General features: G+C 60.1%; 18 protein-coding genes and 1 tRNA gene. 4 read left to right on the top strand and 15 right to left on the bottom strand.

Annotated elements, in window-relative coordinates:
• Positions 1-17 precede the first annotated feature (17 nt).
• Complete coding sequence (locus N4Q37_RS23665; protein WP_260962188.1) at positions 18-479, bottom strand: Lrp/AsnC family transcriptional regulator; 462 nt, start codon at positions 477-479, stop codon at positions 18-20.
• Between the two features lie 35 nt (positions 480-514).
• Positions 515-2,998 carry a hypothetical protein gene (locus tag N4Q37_RS23660; protein ID WP_260962186.1) on the bottom strand — a complete coding sequence of 828 codons (2,484 nt, stop codon included), beginning with the start codon at positions 2,996-2,998 and terminating at the stop codon, positions 515-517.
• Between the two features lie 133 nt (positions 2,999-3,131).
• On the opposite strand from N4Q37_RS23660, the gene N4Q37_RS23655 reads away from it, so the two are divergent.
• Positions 3,132-3,839 carry a CatB-related O-acetyltransferase gene (locus N4Q37_RS23655; protein WP_260962210.1) on the top strand — a complete coding sequence of 236 codons (708 nt, stop codon included), beginning with the start codon at positions 3,132-3,134 and terminating at the stop codon, positions 3,837-3,839.
• A gap of 62 nt (positions 3,840-3,901) precedes the next feature.
• Here the strand turns inward: N4Q37_RS23655 and N4Q37_RS23650 are convergent.
• From N4Q37_RS23650 to rpsU, 5 genes are all read right to left on the bottom strand, one after another.
• Positions 3,902-3,978: transfer RNA gene (locus tag N4Q37_RS23650), tRNA-Ile, on the bottom strand.
• A gap of 15 nt (positions 3,979-3,993) precedes the next feature.
• Positions 3,994-7,737 (bottom strand): bifunctional diguanylate cyclase/phosphodiesterase, encoded by a 3,744-nt coding sequence (locus tag N4Q37_RS23645; RefSeq protein WP_260962184.1) that lies wholly within the window; start codon positions 7,735-7,737, stop codon positions 3,994-3,996.
• A 130-nt stretch (positions 7,738-7,867) separates the two neighbouring features.
• Complete coding sequence (rpoD, locus tag N4Q37_RS23640; protein ID WP_260962182.1) at positions 7,868-9,715, bottom strand: RNA polymerase sigma factor RpoD; 1,848 nt, start codon at positions 9,713-9,715, stop codon at positions 7,868-7,870.
• A gap of 67 nt (positions 9,716-9,782) precedes the next feature.
• A complete protein-coding gene (gene dnaG / locus N4Q37_RS23635; RefSeq protein WP_260962181.1) occupies positions 9,783-11,741 on the bottom strand; it encodes a DNA primase in 1,959 nt (652 codons plus the stop codon).
• A gap of 486 nt (positions 11,742-12,227) precedes the next feature.
• On the bottom strand, positions 12,228-12,443 hold the full coding sequence (gene rpsU / locus N4Q37_RS23630) for a 30S ribosomal protein S21 (protein WP_002551877.1): 216 nt from the start codon (positions 12,441-12,443) through the stop codon (positions 12,228-12,230).
• Positions 12,444-12,642: 199 nt separating this feature from the next.
• Here rpsU and tsaD point away from each other — a divergent pair, with 199 nt between their 5' ends.
• Positions 12,643-13,668 carry a tRNA (adenosine(37)-N6)-threonylcarbamoyltransferase complex transferase subunit TsaD gene (tsaD, locus tag N4Q37_RS23625; RefSeq protein ID WP_260962178.1) on the top strand — a complete coding sequence of 342 codons (1,026 nt, stop codon included), beginning with the start codon at positions 12,643-12,645 and terminating at the stop codon, positions 13,666-13,668.
• A gap of 8 nt (positions 13,669-13,676) precedes the next feature.
• Here the strand turns inward: tsaD and plsY are convergent, their stop codons facing one another.
• On the bottom strand, positions 13,677-14,246 hold the full coding sequence (gene plsY / locus N4Q37_RS23620) for a glycerol-3-phosphate 1-O-acyltransferase PlsY (protein ID WP_260962176.1): 570 nt from the start codon (positions 14,244-14,246) through the stop codon (positions 13,677-13,679).
• A 74-nt stretch (positions 14,247-14,320) separates the two neighbouring features.
• Between plsY and folB the strand changes: the two genes are divergently transcribed.
• Positions 14,321-14,674 carry a dihydroneopterin aldolase gene (gene folB / locus N4Q37_RS23615; protein ID WP_039590767.1) on the top strand — a complete coding sequence of 118 codons (354 nt, stop codon included), beginning with the start codon at positions 14,321-14,323 and terminating at the stop codon, positions 14,672-14,674.
• The gene (gene folK / locus N4Q37_RS23610) at positions 14,665-15,183 is read left to right on the top strand and encodes a 2-amino-4-hydroxy-6-hydroxymethyldihydropteridine diphosphokinase (protein ID WP_260962172.1); all 519 of its coding nucleotides are present in this window, start codon (positions 14,665-14,667) and stop codon (positions 15,181-15,183) included. Before folB ends, folK begins: the two co-directional genes overlap by 10 nt.
• A 77-nt stretch (positions 15,184-15,260) precedes the next feature.
• Here folK and N4Q37_RS23605 read toward each other — a convergent pair whose 3' ends face one another.
• From N4Q37_RS23605 to apaG, 7 genes are all read right to left on the bottom strand, one after another.
• A complete protein-coding gene (locus tag N4Q37_RS23605) occupies positions 15,261-16,487 on the bottom strand; it encodes a multifunctional CCA addition/repair protein (RefSeq protein WP_260962171.1) in 1,227 nt (408 codons plus the stop codon).
• Between the two features lie 63 nt (positions 16,488-16,550).
• Positions 16,551-18,116 carry a SpoVR family protein gene (locus tag N4Q37_RS23600; RefSeq protein ID WP_260962169.1) on the bottom strand — a complete coding sequence of 522 codons (1,566 nt, stop codon included), beginning with the start codon at positions 18,114-18,116 and terminating at the stop codon, positions 16,551-16,553.
• Positions 18,113-19,384, bottom strand: a complete 1,272-nt coding sequence (locus tag N4Q37_RS23595) for a YeaH/YhbH family protein (protein WP_260962167.1) — start codon at positions 19,382-19,384, stop codon at positions 18,113-18,115. The genes N4Q37_RS23600 and N4Q37_RS23595 overlap by 4 nt, the downstream gene beginning before the upstream one ends.
• Positions 19,385-19,501: 117 nt before the next feature.
• Positions 19,502-21,424, bottom strand: a complete 1,923-nt coding sequence (locus N4Q37_RS23590) for a PrkA family serine protein kinase (RefSeq protein ID WP_260962165.1) — start codon at positions 21,422-21,424, stop codon at positions 19,502-19,504.
• A 302-nt stretch (positions 21,425-21,726) separates the two neighbouring features.
• Positions 21,727-22,056 carry a thiosulfate sulfurtransferase GlpE gene (gene glpE / locus N4Q37_RS23585; RefSeq protein ID WP_260962164.1) on the bottom strand — a complete coding sequence of 110 codons (330 nt, stop codon included), beginning with the start codon at positions 22,054-22,056 and terminating at the stop codon, positions 21,727-21,729.
• Between the two features lie 31 nt (positions 22,057-22,087).
• A complete protein-coding gene (locus N4Q37_RS23580) occupies positions 22,088-22,963 on the bottom strand; it encodes a symmetrical bis(5'-nucleosyl)-tetraphosphatase (protein WP_260962163.1) in 876 nt (291 codons plus the stop codon).
• A complete protein-coding gene (apaG, locus tag N4Q37_RS23575) occupies positions 22,963-23,343 on the bottom strand; it encodes a Co2+/Mg2+ efflux protein ApaG (RefSeq protein ID WP_260962161.1) in 381 nt (126 codons plus the stop codon). Before apaG ends, N4Q37_RS23580 begins: the two co-directional genes overlap by 1 nt.
• Positions 23,344-23,366 lie beyond the last annotated feature (23 nt).

Raw genomic sequence — 23,366 nt, 5'->3', positions numbered from 1 at the left:
CGTTGTCCGTCTGGGGCTTAAACCGGCTGCCCTCGATCAATCTTGCTGCTGAGAATGATCGACGTGGTGGTCTTCTCCACCCCGTCCACGCTGCCGATCTGGTCCAGCAACTGATCCAGTTGCTCCGGCGAGTCCGTGCGTAGCCAGGCCACGTAATCGAACTCGCCGCTGACCGCGCACAATTGCTGGACCTGGGCCATGGCGCTCAAGCGGCGCAGTACGTCCTTGCCGGAGCGTGGCTGGACCGTGATGCCAACATAAGCCTGCAAGCCACCGTCGATGACCCGTTGCCCCAGGCGCACGCCATAGCCGGTAATCACCTTGGTCTTTTCCAGGCGCGCCAGTCGCGAGGTCACGGTCGTGCGGGCGATGCCCAGTTGCCGGGCGAGCATGGCGACGCTTTCCCGGGCATTGATTTGCAGGGCGGCGATCAGTTGACGATCGATTTCGTCGAGGACGGGAGGGCGGGTGTCAGGCAAGGTGGGCTCCGGCGCAGTCATCAATGACGGGCATGTTACAGGCTCTCGGGTTCGAAATAGCCAATGTCAGGCAAAGCCAACGCTCGCCAGGCCGGAGCCAGGTGCACCTGCGCGGGCCTGAACCAGCGGCCGTCCTGGCACACCAGCTGTTCCGGCGGTTGTTTCAGCAAGAGCGCCAGGGGCAATGATTGGATCGAGCCGGGGTCTTGATCATCTTCGGCTTCCCAATCCCGTTCGAAACAACGCACGTGCAGGTGTTCATCGTCGAAGCCTTCGTACAGCGGCCGGTGCCCCAGCCATTGCGAATGGACCCGCAGCGTGTGGGCCTGCACATCGAGAAGCAGCAATCGCCAGCCTCGATAATCGCCACAATGTTCTGCCACGTCCGTCATCAGGCAGGTCAAGGCCAGATAACGGCCATCGGCGGACCAGATCATCGAGGGGGCGAGTTCTGTCAGCGCGCAGCCCGAGGCCGTCAGTAGATGGCCGCCGAGCCGGGGTGTACCCGCACGTACCCAACTGTCGGCGTATTCCGTTTCGCTGCCAAATAGCCAGGCAGCATCCTGCTGGCCCGGTGCAGGCTGGATGAAATCCCCTTCGGCGGTCGCGGCTTGCGGGCGGTCCACCAGGCGCCAGGGGGCGACGCGGCGCAGTTGAGCTTCGTCCGGTTGCAGTTCCACCGTGTTGTAGAACAGCTGGTATTGCTCGTCGGGAAGACAGAACGACGGATCGCCACCGGCCGACGGTGCGGGGACGTTGAAGCGTTGCAGCGGGCTGCTGTCCAGGCCTTGATCCAGACGGCCCTCGACCACCGCCAGGCTCAGGCGGCCATCGCGGAAATCCAGCAGGCGAGCGACCCACATGGTCGGCCCCTCCAGCAAGCGGCGTTCCTTCAGGTCCGCGACCGCTGCATGGGTTGTCACCCGAGTTGCGCCTTCGAACGGCAGCAGCGCCAGGTAGCGCCCGCAATCCGAGACCCGGTGATCCAGCAGCCAATGGCCCGGCAGATGCCAGTCACCGATCTGGCAGCGATAACCGCCGAGGCCGTCGCGATTGTCGGCAAGCCAAGTCAGTTGAGCGCATACGCCCCCCAACATCGGCTGTGTCTCGATGCACGAATCGCCTCGTCGGCCCGAACTGTCCAGCGGCATCGCCAGCGCCATGCGGGTCAGCTTGAATTGCGCCACTTGCACGCGCCCTTGGGCGTCATGGCTGGTCTGGGTTTCGGTGTCGCTGTGGATGCTGTCCAGGCGATAGCCATACCGGCCCTGGGATGGACGTGGGTAGTCGAGGTATGCGCCGATATGCACACGGTGCGCGTCGAGGCTCAACACCTCATGCCAATAAAAAGACGGCTCGGCATCACTCCGTACCCAAGGCGAGGGGAGCGCGCGCCAGCCCTCGTCGACTTGCCACAACCAATACCGGTCACCGTTGGGGTGACCGGTTTGTTCCTGAGCCTGACACACCAGGGCACGCTGATCGGTGCTCCACACCAGAGGCGTATCGGCCGCCATCAACAGGCCGGATGGCTGGCCGTTGACGCTGACGGCATAGCATGGCGACAGCAGCGGTTGCAGCGGCTGATCGAGGTCGCGGAAAGTCGCGGGCAGTAGAATCTCGCCCGTCAGGCATTGTCGGCCGTCGGCAGAGCGCCGCTCGAAGCTCCGCGGAACACGTTGCGGATCCCAATCGGGCTCCAGCCAGAGATCGGCGACGGGCATCAGTTGGCTGACGCTGGCCGTTTGCAACAGCTCATCGAGTCGGGTCTGGCGAATGCTGTCATCCACCAGTGGACTGTGGCGCCCGTTCAGGGCGTCGAGATCAAAGGTATCCAACTCCCAGAACTCGCTGTCGGCGCAGCGATAGACCTGACGCTGCTGACGGTCGAGGAGCACCAGTCCCCAGCTCTGCCGGGACGGTACGGTCGCGGCAAAATAACGTCCGTCGCTGGAGAACACCGCCGAGGGACCCAGACCTTGCAGAAGCACGCCGTCGGGGAACAGATAGTCGCAATAAGTGGGGCCACCCATCGCGATTTCTCCATGGTTGAACACCCGGATCGGTTCGCCTTCAGGGGTGTGTTGCGGCTCGCTCCCGCCCCAGGCGCTTGGTCCCTTGACACTCTCTTTTGCCAGGCCAAGGCGTCGCTCCCAGACACTGACACACGCGAGCCCGCCGAAGATGCTGACCATGGGCACCAGAATGTCCCACCACTCTGGCAAGGCCCTGCCCAGGCTGAAACCCAGGCCAAATACCGCGCTGATCATCAACCGTGCACAACCGCGCCCGACGGATAGCCGGCCCAGGCGCGCCGCTATCGCCATCAACAGTCCGAAAAACAGCACCACCAAAAACGCGAGGATGGGTGGTAATACTGTGACGAAAAAGGCCGGCACGACCAGCACGCTGATTTGCCATAGCAGTTCGAGGAACAGTCGGGAGAGGCTGGGGCTGGCGATGATGAGGATCTCGTTGGAGGCTGGGAATGAGGGGCAGTTAGTGTCGTTTGGCCTCATCGAAATATCCAGCACGATAAAGAAAACAGGCACTTGTGTGGCCCTTTGAGAGCGACCTGACATTACGTCCACCCATCCCTACGCAATCGCTTTAGACTATGCGTCGTTGTCGCAGCCTGTGGGTTAGTTGGAATTGGATTCGCTAAGAAATTTCTATTGGAAACGCTGGATAAAAAAGCGCAACTGCAAGCTGGCGGGTGGGGTCCTTTCGCTGAGCAAAAGAACCGAGTTGATCCTGGAAGAAGGTGTGGCCCTGGGGCACGTCGACATCGATTCACCACACCTCATGATCGGTGCCCATACTTATATCCGCAGTGAAAGCCACCTTTCCCTGGTGTCATCGATCGGCCGCTTTTGTTCCATGGGAACGGGGGTGGTCATCGGGCAGGAAAAACATACCCATCCCACCACTTGGCTCAGCTCCCATCCATTCCAATACACCGCCTCTGCACTGACTTACCACGCCAGAACCGACATGGCGACGATTGGCCATGATGTATGGATAGGAAGCAACGCGATGATTCTCGAGGGCGTCACCGTCGGCACGGGCGCGGTGATCGCGACGCGGGCTGTCGTGGTTGAGGATGTGCCGCCGTACGCCATTGTTGCCGGGGTTCCGGCGAAGGTGGTGCGTTTCAGGCACCCCCCCGAAATGATCGAGCGCCTATTGGCGAGTCGATGGTGGGAAATGGATGTAAACCACCTTAAAACACTCGCGCTCAACGATCCTGCGGTCTGCATGACACAACTGGAGCTGAAAAGGCCGGCCACCGCGCAGTACCGGAAAATCAGCGTCACGCGTCGTGGCTGCCGTGAGGGCTGTCCCCCCGGTAGCGAGTGACGAGTGACAGGGTTTTCCTGCGCGCTGAAACGCGAAAGCCGCGCAATGCGCGGCTTTCAAGATGGTGGGCCCACACGGACTCGAACCGTGGACCAAAGGATTATGAGTCCTCTGCTCTAACCGACTGAGCTATAGGCCCTCAGTAGGCCGCGGATTATAGCGACGGTTTCTCGGCTGTGCTATCCGAAAAATCCGATACGGTCACACGCAGAAACGTAGCGGCGAACTCGTCGGCGCACAGGGGCAGGCTGACAATGAAGCCCTGGATCTGTTCGCAACCTTCTTCGGCCAGGAATTGCTGTTGGGCCAGGGTTTCGACTCCCTCGGCGATGATGGTGAATTGCATGCTGCGGCCCAGGGCGATGATTGCCCGCACGATAGCGGCGTCGTGTGGGTCGTCGGGTAGGCCGCGGACGAAGGATTGGTCGATCTTGAGGATGTCCAGCGGCAGGCGCTTGAGGTAGCTCAGGGATGAGTAGCCGGTGCCGAAATCGTCAATGGCCAGTTGAACGCCGAGCTTTTTCAATTGATGCAGCACCGTCAGGGCTTCTTCGGTCTGGCTCATGATGAAGTTTTCGGTGATTTCCAATTGCAACAGGCCGGGTCGGAGCTGGTTCTCCCGCAGCAGTTGTTCGATACGTACCAGCAGGTTGGGCTGGCGCAGTTGGGCGCCGGCCAGGTTGACCGATAACGGGCCCAGACTTGCGTAGGTGTTGTTCCATTCGCATAGCTGCCGGCAGGCGTTTTCCAGCACCCAATCGCCGATTTGCAGGATCATGCCGTTTTCTTCGGCCAGCGGAATGAAGTGTTCCGGAGGCACGTCGCCAAAGGTGGGGTGGGTCCAGCGAATCAGTGCTTCGGCCCCCACCAGCCGGTTGTCGTCGAGGCTGATCTTTGGCTGGAAAGCCAGTGACAACTCGTTGCGCTCGATTGCCCGCCGCAGCTCGTGTTCCAAGGCCACGCGTTCGCTGGCTTGGGCGGTGAGGTCGCAGGTGTAGCTTTCGACCCGGTTGCGGCCCTTGGCCTTGGAGCGGTACATGGCCGCGTCGGCGTTCTTGATCAGCGTGGCGACATCGCAGCCGTCCTTCGGGTACAGGCTGGTGCCAATGCTGGCGCTGATGAAAAACTCATGCTCGCCTGCCTGGAAAGGGGCGGCGAAGCAGTTCAACAGCTTTTGTGCGATGTGTTCGGCATCGCTGGGTTGTTGCAGGCCTGGCAACAGGATAATGAACTCGTCGCCGCCCAGGCGTGCGACGGTGTCGATGTCCCGTAGCTGTTCGCGCAAACGTACGGCGATGCCTTTGAGCAGCAGGTCGCCCACCGGGTGTCCGAGGCTGTCATTGATATGTTTGAAGCGGTCCAGGTCCAGGAACAACACCGCACCCTGGCCGCCGTTCTCCTGTTGGCTGTTGAGGGCCGTCAGCAAGCGGCTTTCGAACAGTGTACGATTCGGCAGCCCGGTGAGGGGATCATGGTGCGCCTGGTAATCGAGTCGCGCCTGGGCGTGCTTGAGGCTGGAGATATCGGCGAAGACCGCGACGAAATGCGTGGTCTGCCGGTCCCGGTTGCGCACCGCGCTGATGGTCAGCCAACTGGGGTAAAGCTCGCCGTTCTTGCGCCGGTTGGATATCTCCCCTTGCCAATGCCCCTCGTCAGTCAACTGGTGCCACATGGCCGCATAGAACGCGCTGTCATGCAGGCCGGAAGCCAGCAGCCGCGGAGTGTGGCCCAGGGCTTCGGTTTCGCTGTAGCCGGTGATTTCGGTGAAGGCGCGGTTCACCGCGCTGATGTGCTGTTGTGTATCGGTGATCAGCACGCCTTCGGCGGTGCTTTCGAATACGGTGGCGGCCTGTTGCAGCTTTTCCTGCATCAAGTAGCGTTCGGTGATGTCTCGTGCGATGGTCAGCATGCAGTCTTCATTGCCGATAGGCAGCGGGCGACTGGAAACCTCACAGAGTCGTATCTGTCCGTCGTTGCGCCGGATATGGCACCTGAAGTCCTTCACGAAGCCATCGCGTTGCAAAAGCTCGAGCATTTGCCGACGCTCGTTGAGGTTGACCCAGAGACCCAGTTCCAGGGCCGAGCGGTCCACTGACAAGGCACTGTTGAAACCGGTCAGGCGGCTGAAGCCTTCATTCACCTCGATCAGCAGCCCGTCACTTTGTCGAGATATCAACAAGCCGTCAGGTGAGGCATGGAACGCCTTGGCGAATTTTTCTTCGGAGGTCTGCAGCTGCTGCTGGGTTTCCTTGAGCTGACTGATGTCGCGCACCACCACGACCAGGGCGGGTGTCGTATCGAGGTCGAAGGGCTCGGCGGAAATCAGCCCGGTGAACATCTGGCCGTTGTTGCGGCGAAAGGGCATTTCCAGGTTGCGGATGCTGCCGGCTTGCAAGCGCTGCAACAGTTCGGGGCCGGCGTCCTGGATACCCCAGATGTTCAATTCGGTTGCAGTTTTGCCCCTTACCTGCGCGGCGCTCAGGCCGATCTGTTCTTCGAAAGCGGTGTTCACTTCCAACAGGCAGCCATCCAGCAGGCGCGCTATCACCAGGATATCCGGACACTGGCGGAACACCGAAGCGAACTTCTGTTCCGAGAGGCGCAGGGCTTCCTCGGTGCGCTTGGTTTCGCTGATGTCGATCATCAGCCCCCGCAACACCGGCTCATGCCCGTGCTCGATCAGGCTGACAAGGTCGCGCACCCACAGGCAGCGTCCATCGGCGGTGATCACGCGATAATCAACGCAATGGTCGCGACCGGCACTGATTTCCTGATCGCAATAAGTCTCGGTGCGGATCAGGTCGGCCGGATGAATGATATTGCGCCAGAAACCTGGGATCAGCCAATGGGCGAGGGGGTAGCCCAGCAGTTCCTCGGCATGGGGGGACACATAACTGTAGGTGTAATCGCTGACCTTGGCCTCCCAGGCAATCGCCGACAGGCTCTCCACCAGGCCCCGATAATGATATTCGCTGCTGCGCAGTTCCTGTTCCAGGTCGACACGTCGGGCAATTTCCGAACTGAGGCGACGGTTGATGCGAATCACAACGACCAGTATGCCGACCAACAAGGCCAGTCCTGGCACACCATAGAACAACAGGTCTGACCATAGCTGGCGGTAGTCGCGTACGTCGCCGACCCATTTGTCCTGGATCTCGTTGATCTGGGCCGGGGTCATGTCTGCCAGGACCTTGTCCAAGATGCCCACCAACATTTTGTTATCGCGCGGGACGGCCATCGCCAGTTGGTAGCGATAGGGGGTTTGTCCGCTGACGTAGAGCCCGTCGAGCTTGAGTTGGCGCAGGCTCCAGACACTGGAGGCCAGGTCGCCCACCATCGCATCCACTTCATTGTTCGCCAGGGCTTGCAAGGCTGAACTGACACTGGGCAGCGCCACCAGATTCAGGTCGGGATGGCGGGTGCGCAGCAGTTCGTGGGGTGCATAGTTCTCCACGACGGCTATCTTCAGTCCGTACAGTTCCTCGATGTTGTGCGGGCGGGCGCCATTCTGATGGGCCAGGATAACGATCGGGAAGTCGAGATAGGGGCGGGTGAATGCCAGGTAGTTCTGGCGTTCGGGGGTGGACATGATGCCAGGCAGGAGATCGATCTTGCCCTGCGCGACCTGTTCCAGTACCTCGGTCCAGTTGGCCGGCTCCACAGGGGTGAACTTGATCGCCAGGCGGCCACGGATGACATCGATATAGTCGGCGGCCAGCCCCTGGTAACGGCCCTTGTCGTCGCGAAATTCGAATGGCGGCCATGAGGCATCGACACCCAGGCGCAAGTCAGGGTGGCTTTTGAGCCAGCGGAGCTCCTCGTCGGTGAGCGTCAATGCGCCAGCTGTTGCGGTCCAGGTCATCAGCGACAGCAAAAACAAGGCCGTCAGTCTGGGCATCACTGCCTCGTCATGGCTGGGGGCGGATGTTTCGAGTGTAGACGGGCAACAGGGTCAGGAGGAAGGTGACGCAGGGGATTTTATCGGCAGATGGCAAAACCCCCGGGCAGGGCCGGGGGTTTTGGGAGGATCACTCGTCGAGGAAGGAGCGCAGGTGCTCGCTTCGCGTCGGGTGGCGCAGCTTGCGCAACGCCTTGGCTTCGATCTGACGGATCCGCTCACGGGTCACGTCGAACTGCTTACCGACTTCCTCGAGGGTGTGGTCGGTATTCATGTCGATGCCGAAGCGCATGCGCAGTACCTTGGCTTCACGGGCGGTGAGGCCGGAGAGTACTTCACGAGTCGCTTCCTTGAGACTCTCGACGGTGGCGACATCGATCGGCGACTGCATGGTGGAGTCTTCGATGAAATCACCCAGGTGGGAGTCTTCATCGTCGCCGATCGGGGTTTCCATCGAGATTGGCTCTTTGGCGATCTTCAACACCTTGCGGATCTTGTCCTCGGGCATCTCCATGCGTTCACCCAGCTCTTCCGGGGTCGGTTCGCGACCCATTTCCTGCAGCATCTGGCGGGAAATACGGTTGAGCTTGTTGATCGTTTCGATCATGTGCACCGGGATACGAATGGTGCGGGCCTGGTCGGCGATCGAGCGGGTGATCGCCTGGCGAATCCACCAGGTGGCATAAGTCGAGAACTTGTAGCCGCGACGGTATTCGAACTTGTCCACCGCCTTCATCAGGCCGATGTTGCCTTCCTGGATCAGGTCGAGGAATTGCAGGCCGCGGTTGGTGTACTTCTTGGCGATGGAGATCACCAGACGCAAGTTGGCTTCGACCATCTCTTTCTTCGCGCGACGGGCCTTGGCCTCGCCGATCGACATGCGACGGTTGATTTCCTTGATCTCGGCGATGCTCAGGCCGGTCTCGGTCTCCAATGCGCTCAGCTTCTGCTGGCAACGAACGATGTCCGGTTGCAGGCGGGCAACGGCTTCGGCGTATTTGCTCTTGCCTTTGGCCAGTGCATCGGTCCAGCTTTCGTCGACTTCGTTACCTGGGAACTGGCGCAGGAAATCGGCACGTGGCATGCGGGCGTCACGAACGCACAGTTGCATGATCGCGCGCTCTTGCTGACGCAGGCGATCCAGGGCGCTGCGAACACGCTCGACCAGGCCTTCGAATTGCTTGGGCACCAGCTTGATCGGCATGAACAGCTCGGCCAGGGCCAACAGTTCGGCAATCGCCTGCTTGTTGTTGCGACCGTGCTTTTTCAGGGCCTTGTGGGTGATTTCCATCTGGTCGGCCACGGCGCCGAAACGCTGGGCAGCGATGATCGGATCCGGACCGCTTTCGGCTTCTTCTTCGTCGTCGCTGGCTTCGCCATCTTCGTCGTCGTTGTCGTCGTCGGCCTTGTCGACTTTCGAATCGAGCGGTGGTGGCACTTCGGCGGCTGGCGGCGTGGTACCGTCATCCGGGTCGATGTAGCCGCTCAGGACGTCGGACAGGCGGCCACCTTCGCTGGTGACGCGGGTGTACTCGGAGAGAATGTGCTCAACCGTGCCAGGGAAGTGCGCAATAGCGCCCATCACTTCACGGATGCCCTCTTCGATACGCTTGGCGATTTCGATCTCGCCTTCACGTGTGAGGAGTTCTACCGTGCCCATTTCACGCATGTACATGCGCACGGGGTCGGTGGTGCGACCAATGTCGGTCTCGACAGCCGCCAACGCCGCAGCCGCTTCTTCAGCAGCCGCCTCGTCGGTATCGGCGTCGGCCAGCATAAGGGCATCCTTATCTGGCGCAACCTCGAATACGTTGATCCCCATGTCGTTGATCATGCGGATGATGTCTTCCACCTGTTCCGGATCTGAAATATCCTCCGGCAGGTGGTCGTTGACCTCCGCGTAAGTCAGGTAGCCCTGCTCACGACCCAATAGGATCAACTCTTTGATACGAGACTGCTGTTGCGCTTTTCCGGACATAACACCCTATCCACTGAAGGTCTTGGCGGGCAAAAAACAAGCCGAGGATTATACCTGAGCTGTGACCTCACGCGCCAGTTGAGGTCGGGTTTGATTCGGGAACATTGCGGTTGAGTAAGTCGCGCAATTGGTTTTTCTCTTCGCTGGTCAACTCGCTCTGACGAGCTTTTCGCAGAAGTTGCTCCAGGTTTCGCTCGCGTTGGCGGGCGGACAAGCTAGTAATGGTGTCGAAAAACTGTTGTTCAAGGTTGTCTCCCTCAATCAGCCACTCCTTCTCGGCCAAGGCTTTCAGCAAGCGCCCTTGTTCGGTACCGTGCCACCGGGCGATCAACTGGAAGGAGTTTAGCCTGGGATTCTTCTGCACGGCCTCGAGGAGCGCGACCAGCAACTGTGTGTTGCTGTGGTCTTCATCGGCGAAGTGCCCGGCGTCCTCGACCTTTTCCGCCAGTTGCGGGTGATGCAGCAAGGTGCGCAAGGCGGCCAGCGTTGGTGGTTCGACGGCCGCTGGCACGCGCGGGGCACGTGGTTGGTCGCGATCGCCGCGCTTGCCGTTCTTGTCCCAAGGCTTCTTGTCCCATTTCTTGCCGCCGCTGCCGGGTTTCTTGGGCGTCCATTCCTGCTGTGGTGCGTAGTCCTGCTGAGATTGATGATAGTCGGCGTAATCCGGTATCGCGTCGTAATCGACGCCCGGATCGTAGGCCGGTGGCGCGTCCTGAGGGGCGCTGTGGACCAGTTGGTTGACCGCTTCGCTATTGAGCCCGGTGATTTCGCTCAGGCGCTGGCGCATGAGCGCGCGCAGGTTGGCGCCGGGCACTTTGTCGATCAGCGGCGCGGCGAGGGTGGCCATGTGGGCCTTGCCTTCGAGCGAGCGTGGATCGGCCTCTTCGGTCAACTGTTGGAAAAAATAATCGGCCAGCGGCTGCGCGTGCTGGTTGATCCTCGCGCGAAACGCGTCGGTGCCTTCGGAGCGCACCAGGGTGTCCGGGTCCTCGCCTTCGGGCAAGAACAGGAAGCGCGCCCGCCGGCCATCCTGCAGGCATGGCAGGGTGGCTTCCAGTGCACGCCAGGCAGCGTTGCGGCCCGCCTGGTCGCCGTCAAAGCAAAACAGCACGCTGGGCACGACGCGGAACAGGCGCTTCATGTGCTCTTCGCTGGTGGCGGTGCCCAAGGTGGCGACAGCGTTGCGCAGACCTTGCTGGGCTAGGGCGATCACGTCCATATAGCCCTCGACGACGATGATTTCGTCGAGGTTGCGGTTATTCTTGCGCGCCTCGTACAGGCCATAGAGTTCCTGGCCTTTATGGAACACCGGGGTTTCCGGGGAGTTCAGGTACTTGGGCTTGTCGTCGCCCAGTACCCGGCCACCGAAAGCGATGATCCGGCCACGGGTGTCGCGGATCGGGAACATGACTCGATCACGGAAGCGGTCGTAGCGCTTGCCGGTCTCGGCGTTCTCGATCAGCAGGCCGGCGTCGATCATGGCGCGTTGCTGCAGCGTGTCGCTGCTCAAGTGCTTGTACAGATTGTCCCAGCCGGGTGGGGCGAAGCCGAGACCGAAGTCCCGGGCTATTTCTCCCGTCAGGCCGCGCCCTTTCAGGTAGTCCACCGCGGCCTTGCGTGCCGGATGGCTCTTGAGGGCCTGGCGGTAAAAATCGGCTGCGGCTGACAGTAGCGGATAAAGCGGTGAATCGGTCGGTTGGCGTGGCTTGTGCTGTCGACCGCTTTCCTCCCGGGGGACTTCCATGCCGGCGGCTTTGGCCAGTTCTTCGACCGCCTGGGGGAAATCCAGGTTGTCGTGGTCCATGATGAAGCCGAGGGCATTGCCGCCAGCGCCGCAGCCGAAGCAGTAATAGAACTGTTTGTCGGGGCTGACGCTGAAGGATGGGGTTTTTTCTTTGTGGAACGGGCAGCAGGCCGTGTAGTTCTTGCCCGCTTTTTTCATTTGCAGGCGAGAACTGACCACGTCGACGATGTCGGTGCGGTTCAGGAGGTCGTCAATAAAGCTCTGGGGAATCAGCCCGGCCATGGCGTTCTCGTCATCACTGCGCGAAAAAGAAACCCGAAGTCAGCAGGCGGCACCGGTTCAAGGTCTTGGGGCACCATGGATCGGTGGCTCGACCGGTTCGTCTGCATCATCGCTGTCGGAAAGTGTATCTGCCGATAATCCACTGACGTTAATGACTATCAGTATTCGTCGGTCTGAATGTTCTGAATATGTTGTGCTGAGTCCGGTAACGGCCGTCGGGCCTCGGATAGCTCATGAAGCGGGCACGCGAGGAGTGCCTTGGGCTGATCGTCGTTAGAGGAATCAGGGTGTGCTCGTCGGCAGCCTTGGAAGGCTCGTCAGAAAAGACGTGCACCGCTGGCAAGAAGCCAGGTCTGACGCGGTGAAGCGGGTTGTCTCGGTCGCGTCTGCGGCTTTGACGGTGAAGCATCAAGCGTTATTCCGCAAATGCCATAAGCCCGGCTTGAGGGCCGGGCTTGGCAGAAGCTTGCTACGAACGACTGTGTATTAGTACAGGCGTACGGCGCGGCGCTGTTCGCGCTGAACTTTCTTGGCGTGACGCTTAACAGCGGCTGCTGCTTTGCGCTTACGCTCGGAAGTCGGCTTCTCATAGAATTCGCGGCTACGAACTTCAGCCAGAACACCGGCTTTTTCGCAGGAGCGCTTGAAACGACGCAGAGCTACGTCGAAGGGTTCGTTCTCTTTTACTTTGACGGCTGGCATCCAGAGCTACCTTCATTCATTACCGGGGTCAACATCCTCGCGGCAAAAGAGCACTTGAAGACGTCGGTTTTTAAGGGTTGCGGATGTTAACCCTTCAACGCTCGGAATGCAAAGCCTCTGATCGAAAACCGCTGGTCGGGGCACAGCGCGGCGACTATTATGCGCGCCTTCGAATTCAGCCGCTACAAGGCGCAAACCCATGCTAGTACTGGGACTGGAAACTTCCTGCGACGAAACCGGCGTTGCACTCTACGACAGTGAGCGCGGCCTGCTGGCCGATGCGCTGTTCAGCCAGATCGACCTGCATCGCGCCTATGGCGGCGTGGTGCCCGAGCTTGCGTCTCGCGATCACGTCAAGCGCATGCTGCCCTTGATTCGCCAGGTACTGGATGACGCGGGCTGCCAGCCGACCGAGATCGACGCCGTCGCCTATACCGCAGGTCCCGGCCTGGTGGGGGCGCTGCTGGTCGGCGCGTCCTGTGCCCAGGCGCTGGCCTTTGCCTGGGGCGTTCCGGCCCTGGGTGTGCATCACATGGAAGGCCATTTGCTGGCGCCGATGCTGGAGCCGCAACCGCCGCAATTCCCGTTCGTCGCTTTGTTGGTGTCGGGCGGTCATACCCAGCTCGTCCGGGTCGATGGCATTGGCCAATATGCGCTCATGGGCGAGTCCCTGGACGATGCCGCCGGTGAGGCGTTCGACAAAACTGCGAAAATGATGGGGCTCAATTACCCGGGAGGGCCGGAAATCGCCCGGCTGGCGACCCAAGGGGTTGAAGGACGTTTCGTCTTCCCGCGTCCGATGTGCGATCGGCCCGGTCTCGATTTCAGCTTCAGTGGCCTGAAAACCTTCGCCCTGAACACCTGGCAACAGTGCGTCAGCGTCGGGGACGACGGTGAGCAAGCCCGTTGCGACATCTCGCTGGCGTTCCAGCAGGCCGTGGTGGAGACTTTGACCATCAAGTGCAAGCGCGCCCTGAAGCAGGCCGGGCTCAAGCGCCTGGTGATCGCCGGCGGCGTGAGCGCGAACAAGGCCTTGCGGGTCTCGCTGGAGAAAATGCTCGGCGACATGAAGGGCGACGTTTACTACGCCAGGCCGCAGTTCTGCACCGATAACGGCGCGATGATCGCTTTTGCCGGTTGTCAGCGCCTGCAGGCCGGCCAGCGTGAAAGCCTGGCGATCAGTGTGCAGGCGCGCTGGCCCATGGAGCAGTTGTCACCGCTCTGAGGCTGTATTTAGAAATGACGTTCGCGCCCGGCGAACAGGTCGCGTAGATTGCCCCGATGGCGCCAGACGATCAGTGCGACCAGTACGCTCATCGGCAGCAAGGCCGCCGGCTCCTGCCAGGCCAGGAGCGGCAGGGTCAGCGGTGTGGCGATCAGCGCGGCCAGCGAGCTGGTGCGGGTCAGGTAGAACGTCAGCAGCCAGGCCACGACGGCCAGCAGGGCTGCGGGCGGGTACAGGCCCAATAGCATGCCGGCGGCGGTGGCGACGCCCTTGCCGCCACGGAAGCGAAAGTACAGTGGGAACAGATGGCCGATGACCGCGCAAACGCCGATCCAGGCCTGTTGCTGCAACGAGAGCCCTGCAAGGCTGGCGATCAATACGGGCACCAGGCCTTTGCAGAGGTCGCCAAGCAGGGTCAGGGCAGCCAGTTTGCGTCCGGCCAGGCGTAGCATGTTGGTGGCGCCGGCGTTGCCCGAGCCGCTCGTTCGTGGATCCGGGCGATCGGTCAGGCGGCTGAGCAAAATGGCGAAGGACAGCGAGCCGAGCAGGTAGGCGAGGATCGCCAGTAACCAAGACATGCTAACTATTCCGGGCGAGGACGCCCTGATTCTAACGGGGCATCGCGCCCTTGTCGTGCTGCGGAGAAGAGTGCTTGGACAGAGTGTTTATCGAAGGCCTGGAAGTTGACACGGTAATCGGTGCCTATGACTGGGAGCGTGGCATCCGACAGTGCCTGCGGCTGGACTTGAGCTTCGCCTGGGATAATCGCCCGGCCGCCGCCGGCGACGACCTGACCCTGGCGCTCGACTATGCCAGCGTATCGTCGCGTATCCAGGCCTTTGCCGAGCAGGCCCAGTTCCAGTTGGTCGAAACCTTCGCCGAACGGCTGGCCCAGGAGCTGATGGACGAGTTCAAGATCACTTGGCTGCGTCTGAAAGTGACCAAGCCTGGCGCCGTACCGGCGGCCAGCGGAGTGGGCGTGGAGATCGAGCGCGGATGTCGCTGATTCAGGTTTTTCTCGGGCTCGGCAGCAACATCGAGCGCGAAACCCATTTGCGTGCGGGCCTTGAAGCCCTCGCCGGTTTCCTGGTGGACATACGCTGTTCAGCGGTGTTCGAGAGCCAGCCGGTGGGTATCAAGAGCGGGCCGTTCTTCAATTTCGTCGTGTCGGCCTTCACGGACCTGCCCTTGATGGAGCTTGATCGTCGCCTCAAGTTCATCGAGGCGGACAATGGTCGTTATGCGCCGGACCGCAAGGGGCTGCCCTTGGACATTGACGTCTTGCTGTACGGCGACCAGGTCGGCAACTTCGACGGCTTGATCCTGCCGCGGGCGGAAATTCTCAAGAATGCCTTCGTCTTGTGGCCATTGTCGCTGATCGCGCCGGATCGGATACACCCGGGCGCGGGCAAGAGCTTCGCCACGCTGTGGGAAGAGTCGCAGATTGACCAGGTGCTAGCGCCAGTGGCTTTTGAATGGCGAGGCGAGCAGCTTACGCCAGGTGATTTGCTGTGATGCCTGCCGCCATCGTGAGTTGGATCGCGATGGCGGCGGCCATGATCATCAAAAGCGCAGTTGAACGAATACGTCCGTCAGCCCGCGGCATCCTTGTAGGCTTTTAACGCCCTGAGGCGCTCGCGCTTGATCGCCTCCCCCAGTTCAGGTCCCTTGAAGCCCTTTTCCAGCAGTGGTTGCACCGCCACTGCCTGGGCCGCGACCGCTGCGCCCCGTAGATAATCTGCCTGTGGATAACTTCGCTCCTCGAATCCCTTGCGCCCTCGCGCATCCATCTCGCACGCCGCAATGAACTCCTCAAAACGTTGGGGACGCCGGTACACATCAAAGCTTTGCAACAGATCGAGCAAGGTAGACGCCTTCAACTCGAGCGCGCGATGGCCATGGGTGTGGTACTGCCCCACCAACAGCGCTAGCTCCTGACAATCGCGAGGTGCCTTGAAGCGCTCGTTGACCGCTTTGATCAGCTTCAGTCCTTTGTGTTCATGGGCGATGTGTCGTGGCCATTCGTCTTGGGGTGTCAGGCCTTTCCCCAGGTCATGGAGCAGGCAAGCCCAGCGGACCGTCAGCGGTTGCCGATGCAACGCCGCCTGTTCCAGCACGCTCAGTGTGTGGAGCCCGGTGTCGATTTCCGGGTGATGGGCTTCAGGTTGTGGTACGCCAAACAGCGCGTCGACCTCAGGCATCAGGACCTTGAGGGCCGTGCAATCGCGTAGGACCTGGATAAACACCTGTGGCTGTTTTTCCATCAGTGCGCGGGAAATTTCTTTCCAACTGCGTTCGGCGGTCAACGCCTCCAGTTCGCCGGAGTCGCTGAGCTGGCGCATCAATTCAAGGGTTTCGTCCGCCACCGTGAAACCCAGTGGGGCATAGCGCGCGGCGAAGCGGGCCACTCGCAGGACTCGGAGCGGATCTTCGGCGAACGCGGGGGAAACGTGGCGCAGTATGCGGGCTTTCAGGTCGCGCTGGCCGAGGTACGGATCGGTGAGGTGGCCGTGGTCATCTTCGGCCATCGCGTTGATCGTCAAGTCGCGGCGAATCAGGTCCTGCTCAAGGGTCACGTCCGGGCTGGCATGAAAGACGAAGCCGCCATAGCCGCGACCGCTTTTGCGTTCCGTGCGGGCGAGGGCGTATTCCTCGCCGGTCCTGGGGTCGAGGAACACCGGAAAATCGGCACCCACAGGGCGAAATCCGTTGGCGAGCATTTCCTCGGCCGTGGCGCCTACCACCACATGGTCAATGTCGGTGACGGGAATGCCCAGCAGGCGATCGCGAACGGCACCGCCGACTTTGTAGATCTGCATAAAAAACCTCCGTTGATCCGACAGGATAACCCTTGTGTCGGACGTCCGGAGGTGAAAACGGGCTTAAAGATGAATGACAGCCAGGTCCAGGCGACCGTAATCGCCTTCGCCCTGTTCGTTCCTGGGGGGGACGTGATGGGTTTTCATCACCTGGTCTCCCTGCAGGGTTTCCAGATGGATGTCGAAACCCCAGAGACGATGCAGGTGCTTGAGCACCTCATCGGTGGAGTCACCCAATGGTTTTCGGTTGTGTGCCTGATGGCGCAGGGTCAGCGAGCGATCGCCGCGCCGGTCGATGCTGTAGATCTGCACGTTGGGTTCGCGATTGCCCAGGTTGTATTGCGCCGCCAGGGTTTCGCGGATGATGCGATAACCGCTTTCGTCGTGGATGGCTGGCACCAGCAGGTCATCTTTCTGGTCGTCATCCATGATGCTGAACAGTTTCAGGTCGCGGATCACCTTCGGCGAGAGGTATTGTAGGATGAAACTTTCGTCCTTGAAGCTGCTCATGGCGAACTTGATGGCGGACAACCAGTCCGAGCCGGCGATTTCCGGGAACCAGCGACGGTCCTCTTCGGTCGGGTTCTCGCACATGCGCCGAATGTCGCGGTACATGGCGAAGCCCAGTGCGTAAGGGTTGATGCCACTGTAGTACGGGCTGTCGAAGCCGGGCTGGAACACCACGCTGGTATGCGAGGCCAGGAACTCCATCATGAAGCCGTCCGTCACCAGGCCCTCGTCGTACAGGTCGTTCATCAGTGTGTAGTGCCAGAAAGTGGCCCAGCCTTCGTTCATGACCTGGGTCTGGCGCTGTGGATAGAAATACTGGGCGATCTTGCGCACGATACGCACGATTTCCCGCTGCCAGGGTTCGAGCAGCGGAGCATGTTTTTCAATGAAATAAAGAATATTTTCCTGAGGCTCGGCAGGGAAACGCGCGTTGTCTTTTTCGCTGTACTTGTCCGCCCCCTTCGGAATGGTCCGCCACAGGTCGTTGATCTGCTTTTGCAGGTGCTCTTCACGGTCCTTTTGACGCCGACGTTCTTCTTCGGCGGAAATCGGGTAAGGCCGCTTGTAGCGGTCCACGCCGTAGTTCATCAGAGCGTGGCAGGAGTCCAGCAGGTCCTCGACCGCGTCGATGCCATGGCGCTCTTCGCATTGCGTGATGTACTGCTTGGCAAATACCAGGTAATCGATGATCGAACTAGCGTCGGTCCAGGTACGGAACAGGTAGTTGCCCTTGAAGAAACTGTTGTGCCCGTAGCAGGCATGCGCCACCACCAGGGCCTGCATGCAGATGGTGTTTTCTTCCATCAGGTAGGCGATGCACGGGTCGGAATTGATCACGATCTCGTAGGCCAGCCCCATTTGCCCGCGGGTGTAGGATTTTTCCGTGCTGAGGAAGTGCTTGCCGTAGGACCAATGGTGATAGCCCAGCGGCATGCCGACCGACGCATAGGCGTCCATCATCTGTTCGGCGGTGATCACCTCGATCTGGTTGGGGTAGGTGTCCAGGGCATAGCGGTCCGCGATACGGCTGATTTCGCGGTCGTAAGCCTTGATCAGATCGAACGTCCATTCGGATCCGGTGGAAATAGGCTGGCGCTTCTGCTCTTTTTTGGCGGTCATGTCACTAACCTGCGCTGGAAGAGTTCACGGAAGACCGGGTAGATATCCCCGGCCGAGACCAGTTGCTGCTGGGCAAATGTGTCAGAAAAAGCTTCGGCTATACGCTCATATTCGTACCACAACGCCTGGTGTTCGCGGGGAGTAATTTCCACATAGGTGTAGTACTGGACGAACGGCATGATCTGGTTGATCAAAATGTCCCGGCAGATCGGCGAGTCGTCGTTCCAGTTGTCGCCGTCCGAGGCTTGGGCGGCATAGATGTTCCATTCATTGGCCGGATAGCGCTCAGCCATGATTTCTTGCATCAGTTTCAAGGCGCTGGAAACGATGGTGCCGCCGGTCTCGCGGGAATAGAAGAATTCTTCTTCGTCTACCTCTCTGGCACTGGTGTGGTGGCGAATGAAGACCACGTCGATCTTGTCGTAGTTTCGTTTGAGGAACAGGTACAGGAGGATAAAGAAGCGCTTGGCAATGTCCTTGGTGGCCTGGGTCATGGAGCCGGACACGTCCATCAGGCAAAACATCACCGCCTTGGAGCTGGGATTGGGTTGTTTCACCAGCAGGTTGTACTTGAGGTCGAAGGTGTCGAGGAAGGGCACGCGGTGAATACGTGCGCTCAGCTTCTCGATTTCTGCCTCCAGGTCCTGAATATCGCCAAAATTGTCGGGTTCTTCGCGTTTAAGGCGGGCCAGTTCTTCCTTCACTTCGCGCAACTTCGACCGGCTGCTGCCCGACAGGGCGATGCGTCGGGCGTGAGCTGAGCGCAGGGTGCGGATGATATTGATGCGCGACGGATTGCCTTCATTGCTGATACCGGCCCGCACAGTCTTGAAGGTGTCCGTGCCGGTTAGGTTGCGTTTGACCAGGTTCGGCAGCTCCAGATCCTCGAACATGAATTCGAGGAATTCCTCCTGGGTGATCTGGAACACGAATTCATCCATGCCTTCACCGGAGTTGCCGGCTTTACCCGGCCCTCTGCCGCCACCGCCTCCTTGCGGGCGGGGAATATGCTCACCCGTGGTGAATTCCTTGTTGCCGGGGTGCACGACGGTCTGTTTACCGCCGCGCCCGTGGTGAAGCACCGGCTCGTCGATGTCGCGACCGGGAATGCTGATCTGCTCGCCGTGTTCCATGTCGGTAATGGAGCGACGACTGACCGCCTCTTCGACGGCCTTCTTGATGTGGTCGCGGTAACGCCGCAGGAAACGCTGGCGATTCACCGTGCTCTTGTTCTTGCCATTAAGGCGTCGATCGATCACGTAGCTCATGGGTGCCCTCCGGGCAGCTTCAAGTTGTGAGCTGCAAGCTGCAAGTAGAAGCTGTTACCCAGATCTCGGGTTCACGCGCTTTCCTCTTGCAGCTTGTCGCTTGCGGCTTGTAGCTGGCTACTGTGATTTGCGGACCCGCAGATACCACTCGGAGAGCAGTCGTACCTGTTTGTCGGTGTAGCCACGTTCGACCATGCGCGTGACGAAGTCGTTGTGTTTTTGCTGGTCCTCCTTGCTGGCCTTGGCGTTGAAGCTGATGACGGGCAGCAGGTCTTCGGTGTTGGAGAACATTTTCTTCTCGATCACCACCCGCAGCTTTTCATAGCTGAGCCAGGTCGGGTTCTTGCCGTTGTTGTTGGCCCGGGCGCGCAATACGAAGTTGACGATCTCGTTGCGGAAATCCTTTGGATTGCTGATGCCGGCCGGCTTCTCGATTTTTTCCAGCTCCTCGTTGAGTGCCACGCGGTTGAGGATTTCCCCGGTTTCCGGATCGCGGTACTCCTGATCCTGGATCCAGAAATCGGCGTACAGCACATAACGGTCGAAGATGTTCTGGCCGTATTCGCTGTAGGACTCCAGGTACGCGGTCTGGATTTCCTTGCCGATGAACTCGATGTAGCGCGGGGCCAGGTATTCCTTGAGGAAACGCAGGTAACGCTCGCGGGTTTCCGCCTGGAATTGTTCCTGCTCGATCTGCTGCTCCAGCACATACAGCAGGTGCACCGGGTTGGCGGCGATCTCATGGGGGTCGAAGTTGAAGACCTTGGAAAGGATCTTGAAGGCGAAACGCGTGGACAGGCCATTCATCCCTTCGTCGACACCTGCGTTGTCGCGGTATTCCTGGATCGACTTGGCCTTTGGATCGGTGTCCTTGAGGTTTTCACCATCGTACACACGCATCTTCGAATAGATGTTGGAGTTCTCTGGCTCCTTGAGGCGAGACAGTACGGTGAACTGGGCCAGCATCTTCAGCGTGTCGGGGGCGCAATGGGCCTTGGACAGCGAGCTGTTGAACAGCAGCTTGTCGTAGATCTTCACCTCATCGGTCACCCGCAGGCAGTACGGCACCTTGACGATGTAGATCCGGTCGATGAAGGCTTCGTTGTTCTTGTTGTTGCGGAAGGTATGCCATTCGGACTCGTTGGAGTGCGCCAGCAGGATGCCACTGAATGGTATCGCCCCAAGACCCTCGGTACTGTTGTAGTTACCTTCCTGGGTGGCGGTCAGCAAAGGGTGCAGCACCTTGATAGGTGCCTTGAACATTTCGACGAATTCCATCAGGCCTTGGTTGGCCCGGCACAGCGCCCCCGAATAGCTGTAGGCGTCGGCGTCGTTCTGTGGGAATTCTTCCAGCTTGCGGATATCGACCTTGCCCACCAGCGCCGAAATATCCTGGTTGTTCTCGTCCCCAGGCTCGGTTTTGGCCACTGCGATCTGGTTGAGGATCGAGGGGTAGAGCTTGACCACGCGGAACTGACTGATATCTCCGCCGAATTCGGCCAGGCGCTTGGTGGCCCAAGGCGACATGATGGTATTGAGATAGCGCCGTGGAATGCCGAAGTCTTCTTCGAGGATGGCACCGTCCTCGGTGGCGTTGAACAGCCCCAGGGGCGACTCGAACACCGGTGAGCCCTTGATGGCATAGAAGGGCACTTTTTCGATCAGTTGCTTGAGCTTCTCGGCCAGGGACGATTTACCGCCACCCACGGGGCCGAGCAGATAGAGGATCTGTTTCTTCTCTTCCAGGCCTTGGGCGGCGTGGCGGAAGTAGGACACGATCTGGTCGATGCATTCTTCCATCCCGTGGAAGTCTTCAAAGGCCGGATAACGGCGGATCACTTTGTTGGAAAAGATCCGCGAGAGTCTCGAGTTGGTCGAGGTATCCAGCAGCTCCGGTTCTCCGATGGCCAGCAATAGCCGCTCTGCAGCCGACGCATAGGCACTGCGATCCTGCTTGCAGAGATCGAGGTATTCCTGCAGCGAGTATTCCTCCTGCCGCGTGGACTCGAAACGTTGCTGGAAGTGGCTAAAAATGCTCATGACGTCACCTCGCTCGATACGTGGAGCCGGTGTCGGATCAATCAGTCGATGCTGGACAGCCACTGGGAACCCAGTTGCCGTTTTACCCCCCAGAATGCTTCCAAGAATACAGGTTCCTGAAGCTGACTCCCGATGACCCGCGCGCCGGTGTACCGGCTCTCCCCTGTTTTGGATGGCCTGAGGCTAAGGATAGTTCGGAATCAGAGAGGTAAAGGTAGATTACGTAATAAGTTATGGCAGACCGTTCGTCTGCCATCGCTCAAGCCCGCGCCCCGCGGGGGCTCGGACGCCACAAAAAAAAATTATTCGTGAGTGCCTTGCGCCGTTTCTGCAGGATAAGTCGTACGCCACAGCTCGAAACCGCCGTCCAGGCTGTAGACGTCGGTGAAGCCCTGGCTGATCAGGTAGGCGGCTGCGCTCTGGCTGGAGTTGCCGTGATAGCAGACCACGACGGTAGGTGCATCGAGGTCGGCAGCACGGATGAAGTCGGCGACGCTGTGGTTGTCCAGGTGCCGGGACCCACTGATGTGCAAGGCGGCGAAAGTGGCGGGATCACGTATATCGACGATCACCGCGCCTTGCTCGCGCAAGGTCTGCGCCTGTTGCGGTGGGATGCGTTTGAATTCGGACATTTAAGACTCCTGGGGCCTGACATGCAGTCGGTCAGGCGACGCTGTGGGCCGGCGATGGCGTCGCGGCCGAATGATGGGGTTTGGGGTGACCTTGTGCGTCACAATCGCAACGCAGTCGTTCGCCGCTGTCGACATTCATCAGGGTCATGGCATTGCCCCACACGCAGCCGGTGTCGAGGGCAAAAATCTCGGGTTCATCGGATTGCCCCTCCAGCGCCGCCCAGTGGCCGAAAATGACCTTCAGGTTGCGGGTCTTGCGTTCCTTGTGCTTGAACCATGGGGCATAGCCGGGCGGTGCGGTTTCGATGCCTTCCTTGCTCTTGAGGTCGAGCTTGCCGTTGCGGGTGCAGAAGCGCATGCGGGTGAAATAGTTGGTGATAACCCGCAGGCGAGGGAGCCCCGTGAGGTCGTTGTCCCACTGGGTGGGGTCATTGCCGTACATGCCGTCGAGGTAGGGGGCGAACAGGTTGTCGTCGCGCAATGCGTACTCGACTTCGGCAGCGCACTTGAGGGCTTTGCGCAGGGACCACTGGGGCGCAATGCCTGCGTGGACCAGCGCCAGATTGCGTTGCTCGTCGTAGTGCATGAGCTTTTGCTGGCGCAGCCATTGCAGCAGTTCAATACAGTCAGGGGCGTCGAGGATTTCGCTCAAGGTGTCGGATTTTTTCAGGCGCTCGATGTTCTGCCAGGCGGCCAGCAGATGCAGGTCATGATTGCCGAGCACGCATACCAGCGATTGGCGGATGCTGTAGAGAAAGCGCAACGTCTCCAGGGACTGTGGGCCGCGATTGACCAGGTCGCCCACCAGCCACAGTGTGTCTTTCGTTGGGTCGAAGGCCACTCGCTCCAACAGGCATTTGAGCGGATCGAGGCAGCCCTGCAGATCCCCCACGGCATACGTGGCCATTAATGCAGGGCTCCGGGGACCGCCAGGCGAAAGGGTTTGATGATCGCGTCGAAGCGTGTGCCGTCTTCGGCCAGCATCTGGTAGGTGCCCTGCATCGTGCCGACCCGGGTGCTCATCACGGTGCCGCTGCTGTAGTTGTGGCTTCTGCCGGCCTCGATCAGCGGTTGCTGGCCCACCACGCCCTCGCCACGCACATGTTCGACATGCCCATCGCCGTCGGTGATGACCCAATGCCGCGACAGCAGCCTGGCCGACAATGAGCCATTGTTGCGTACGGTAATGGTGTAGGCGAAGGCGAAGCGGTCTTGCTCGGGTTGTGATTGTTCCGCCAGGAAGCGGGTAGTGACGCTGACGTCGACTTGATAACGAGGATCGGACATGCAAAAGGGCCTTGGAAGCGGGA

Origin of the sequence: Pseudomonas citri, assembly GCF_025336485.1 — a bacterium.
GTDB lineage: Bacteria > Pseudomonadota > Gammaproteobacteria > Pseudomonadales > Pseudomonadaceae > Aquipseudomonas > Aquipseudomonas citri.
The sequence above is the reverse complement of the archived record's forward strand: the minus strand, read 5'-3'. Positions and strand labels throughout refer to the sequence as shown.

Coding starts and splice junctions, on each gene's coding strand:
- N4Q37_RS23660 (WP_260962186.1), bottom strand. CDS start 2,998: ATGAGGCCAAACGACACTAACTGCCCCTCATTCCCAGCCTCCAACGAG.
- N4Q37_RS23645 (WP_260962184.1), bottom strand. CDS start 7,737: ATGCCCAGACTGACGGCCTTGTTTTTGCTGTCGCTGATGACCTGGACC.
- rpoD (WP_260962182.1), bottom strand. CDS start 9,715: ATGTCCGGAAAAGCGCAACAGCAGTCTCGTATCAAAGAGTTGATCCTA.
- dnaG (WP_260962181.1), bottom strand. CDS start 11,741: ATGGCCGGGCTGATTCCCCAGAGCTTTATTGACGACCTCCTGAACCGC.
- rpsU (WP_002551877.1), bottom strand. CDS start 12,443: ATGCCAGCCGTCAAAGTAAAAGAGAACGAACCCTTCGACGTAGCTCTG.
- tsaD (WP_260962178.1), top strand. CDS start 12,643: ATGCTAGTACTGGGACTGGAAACTTCCTGCGACGAAACCGGCGTTGCA.
- plsY (WP_260962176.1), bottom strand. CDS start 14,246: ATGTCTTGGTTACTGGCGATCCTCGCCTACCTGCTCGGCTCGCTGTCC.
- folK (WP_260962172.1), top strand. CDS start 14,665: ATGTCGCTGATTCAGGTTTTTCTCGGGCTCGGCAGCAACATCGAGCGC.
- N4Q37_RS23605 (WP_260962171.1), bottom strand. CDS start 16,487: ATGCAGATCTACAAAGTCGGCGGTGCCGTTCGCGATCGCCTGCTGGGC.
- N4Q37_RS23600 (WP_260962169.1), bottom strand. CDS start 18,116: ATGACCGCCAAAAAAGAGCAGAAGCGCCAGCCTATTTCCACCGGATCC.
- N4Q37_RS23595 (WP_260962167.1), bottom strand. CDS start 19,384: ATGAGCTACGTGATCGATCGACGCCTTAATGGCAAGAACAAGAGCACG.
- N4Q37_RS23590 (WP_260962165.1), bottom strand. CDS start 21,424: ATGAGCATTTTTAGCCACTTCCAGCAACGTTTCGAGTCCACGCGGCAG.
- glpE (WP_260962164.1), bottom strand. CDS start 22,056: ATGTCCGAATTCAAACGCATCCCACCGCAACAGGCGCAGACCTTGCGC.
- N4Q37_RS23580 (WP_260962163.1), bottom strand. CDS start 22,963: ATGGCCACGTATGCCGTGGGGGATCTGCAGGGCTGCCTCGATCCGCTC.
- apaG (WP_260962161.1), bottom strand. CDS start 23,343: ATGTCCGATCCTCGTTATCAAGTCGACGTCAGCGTCACTACCCGCTTC.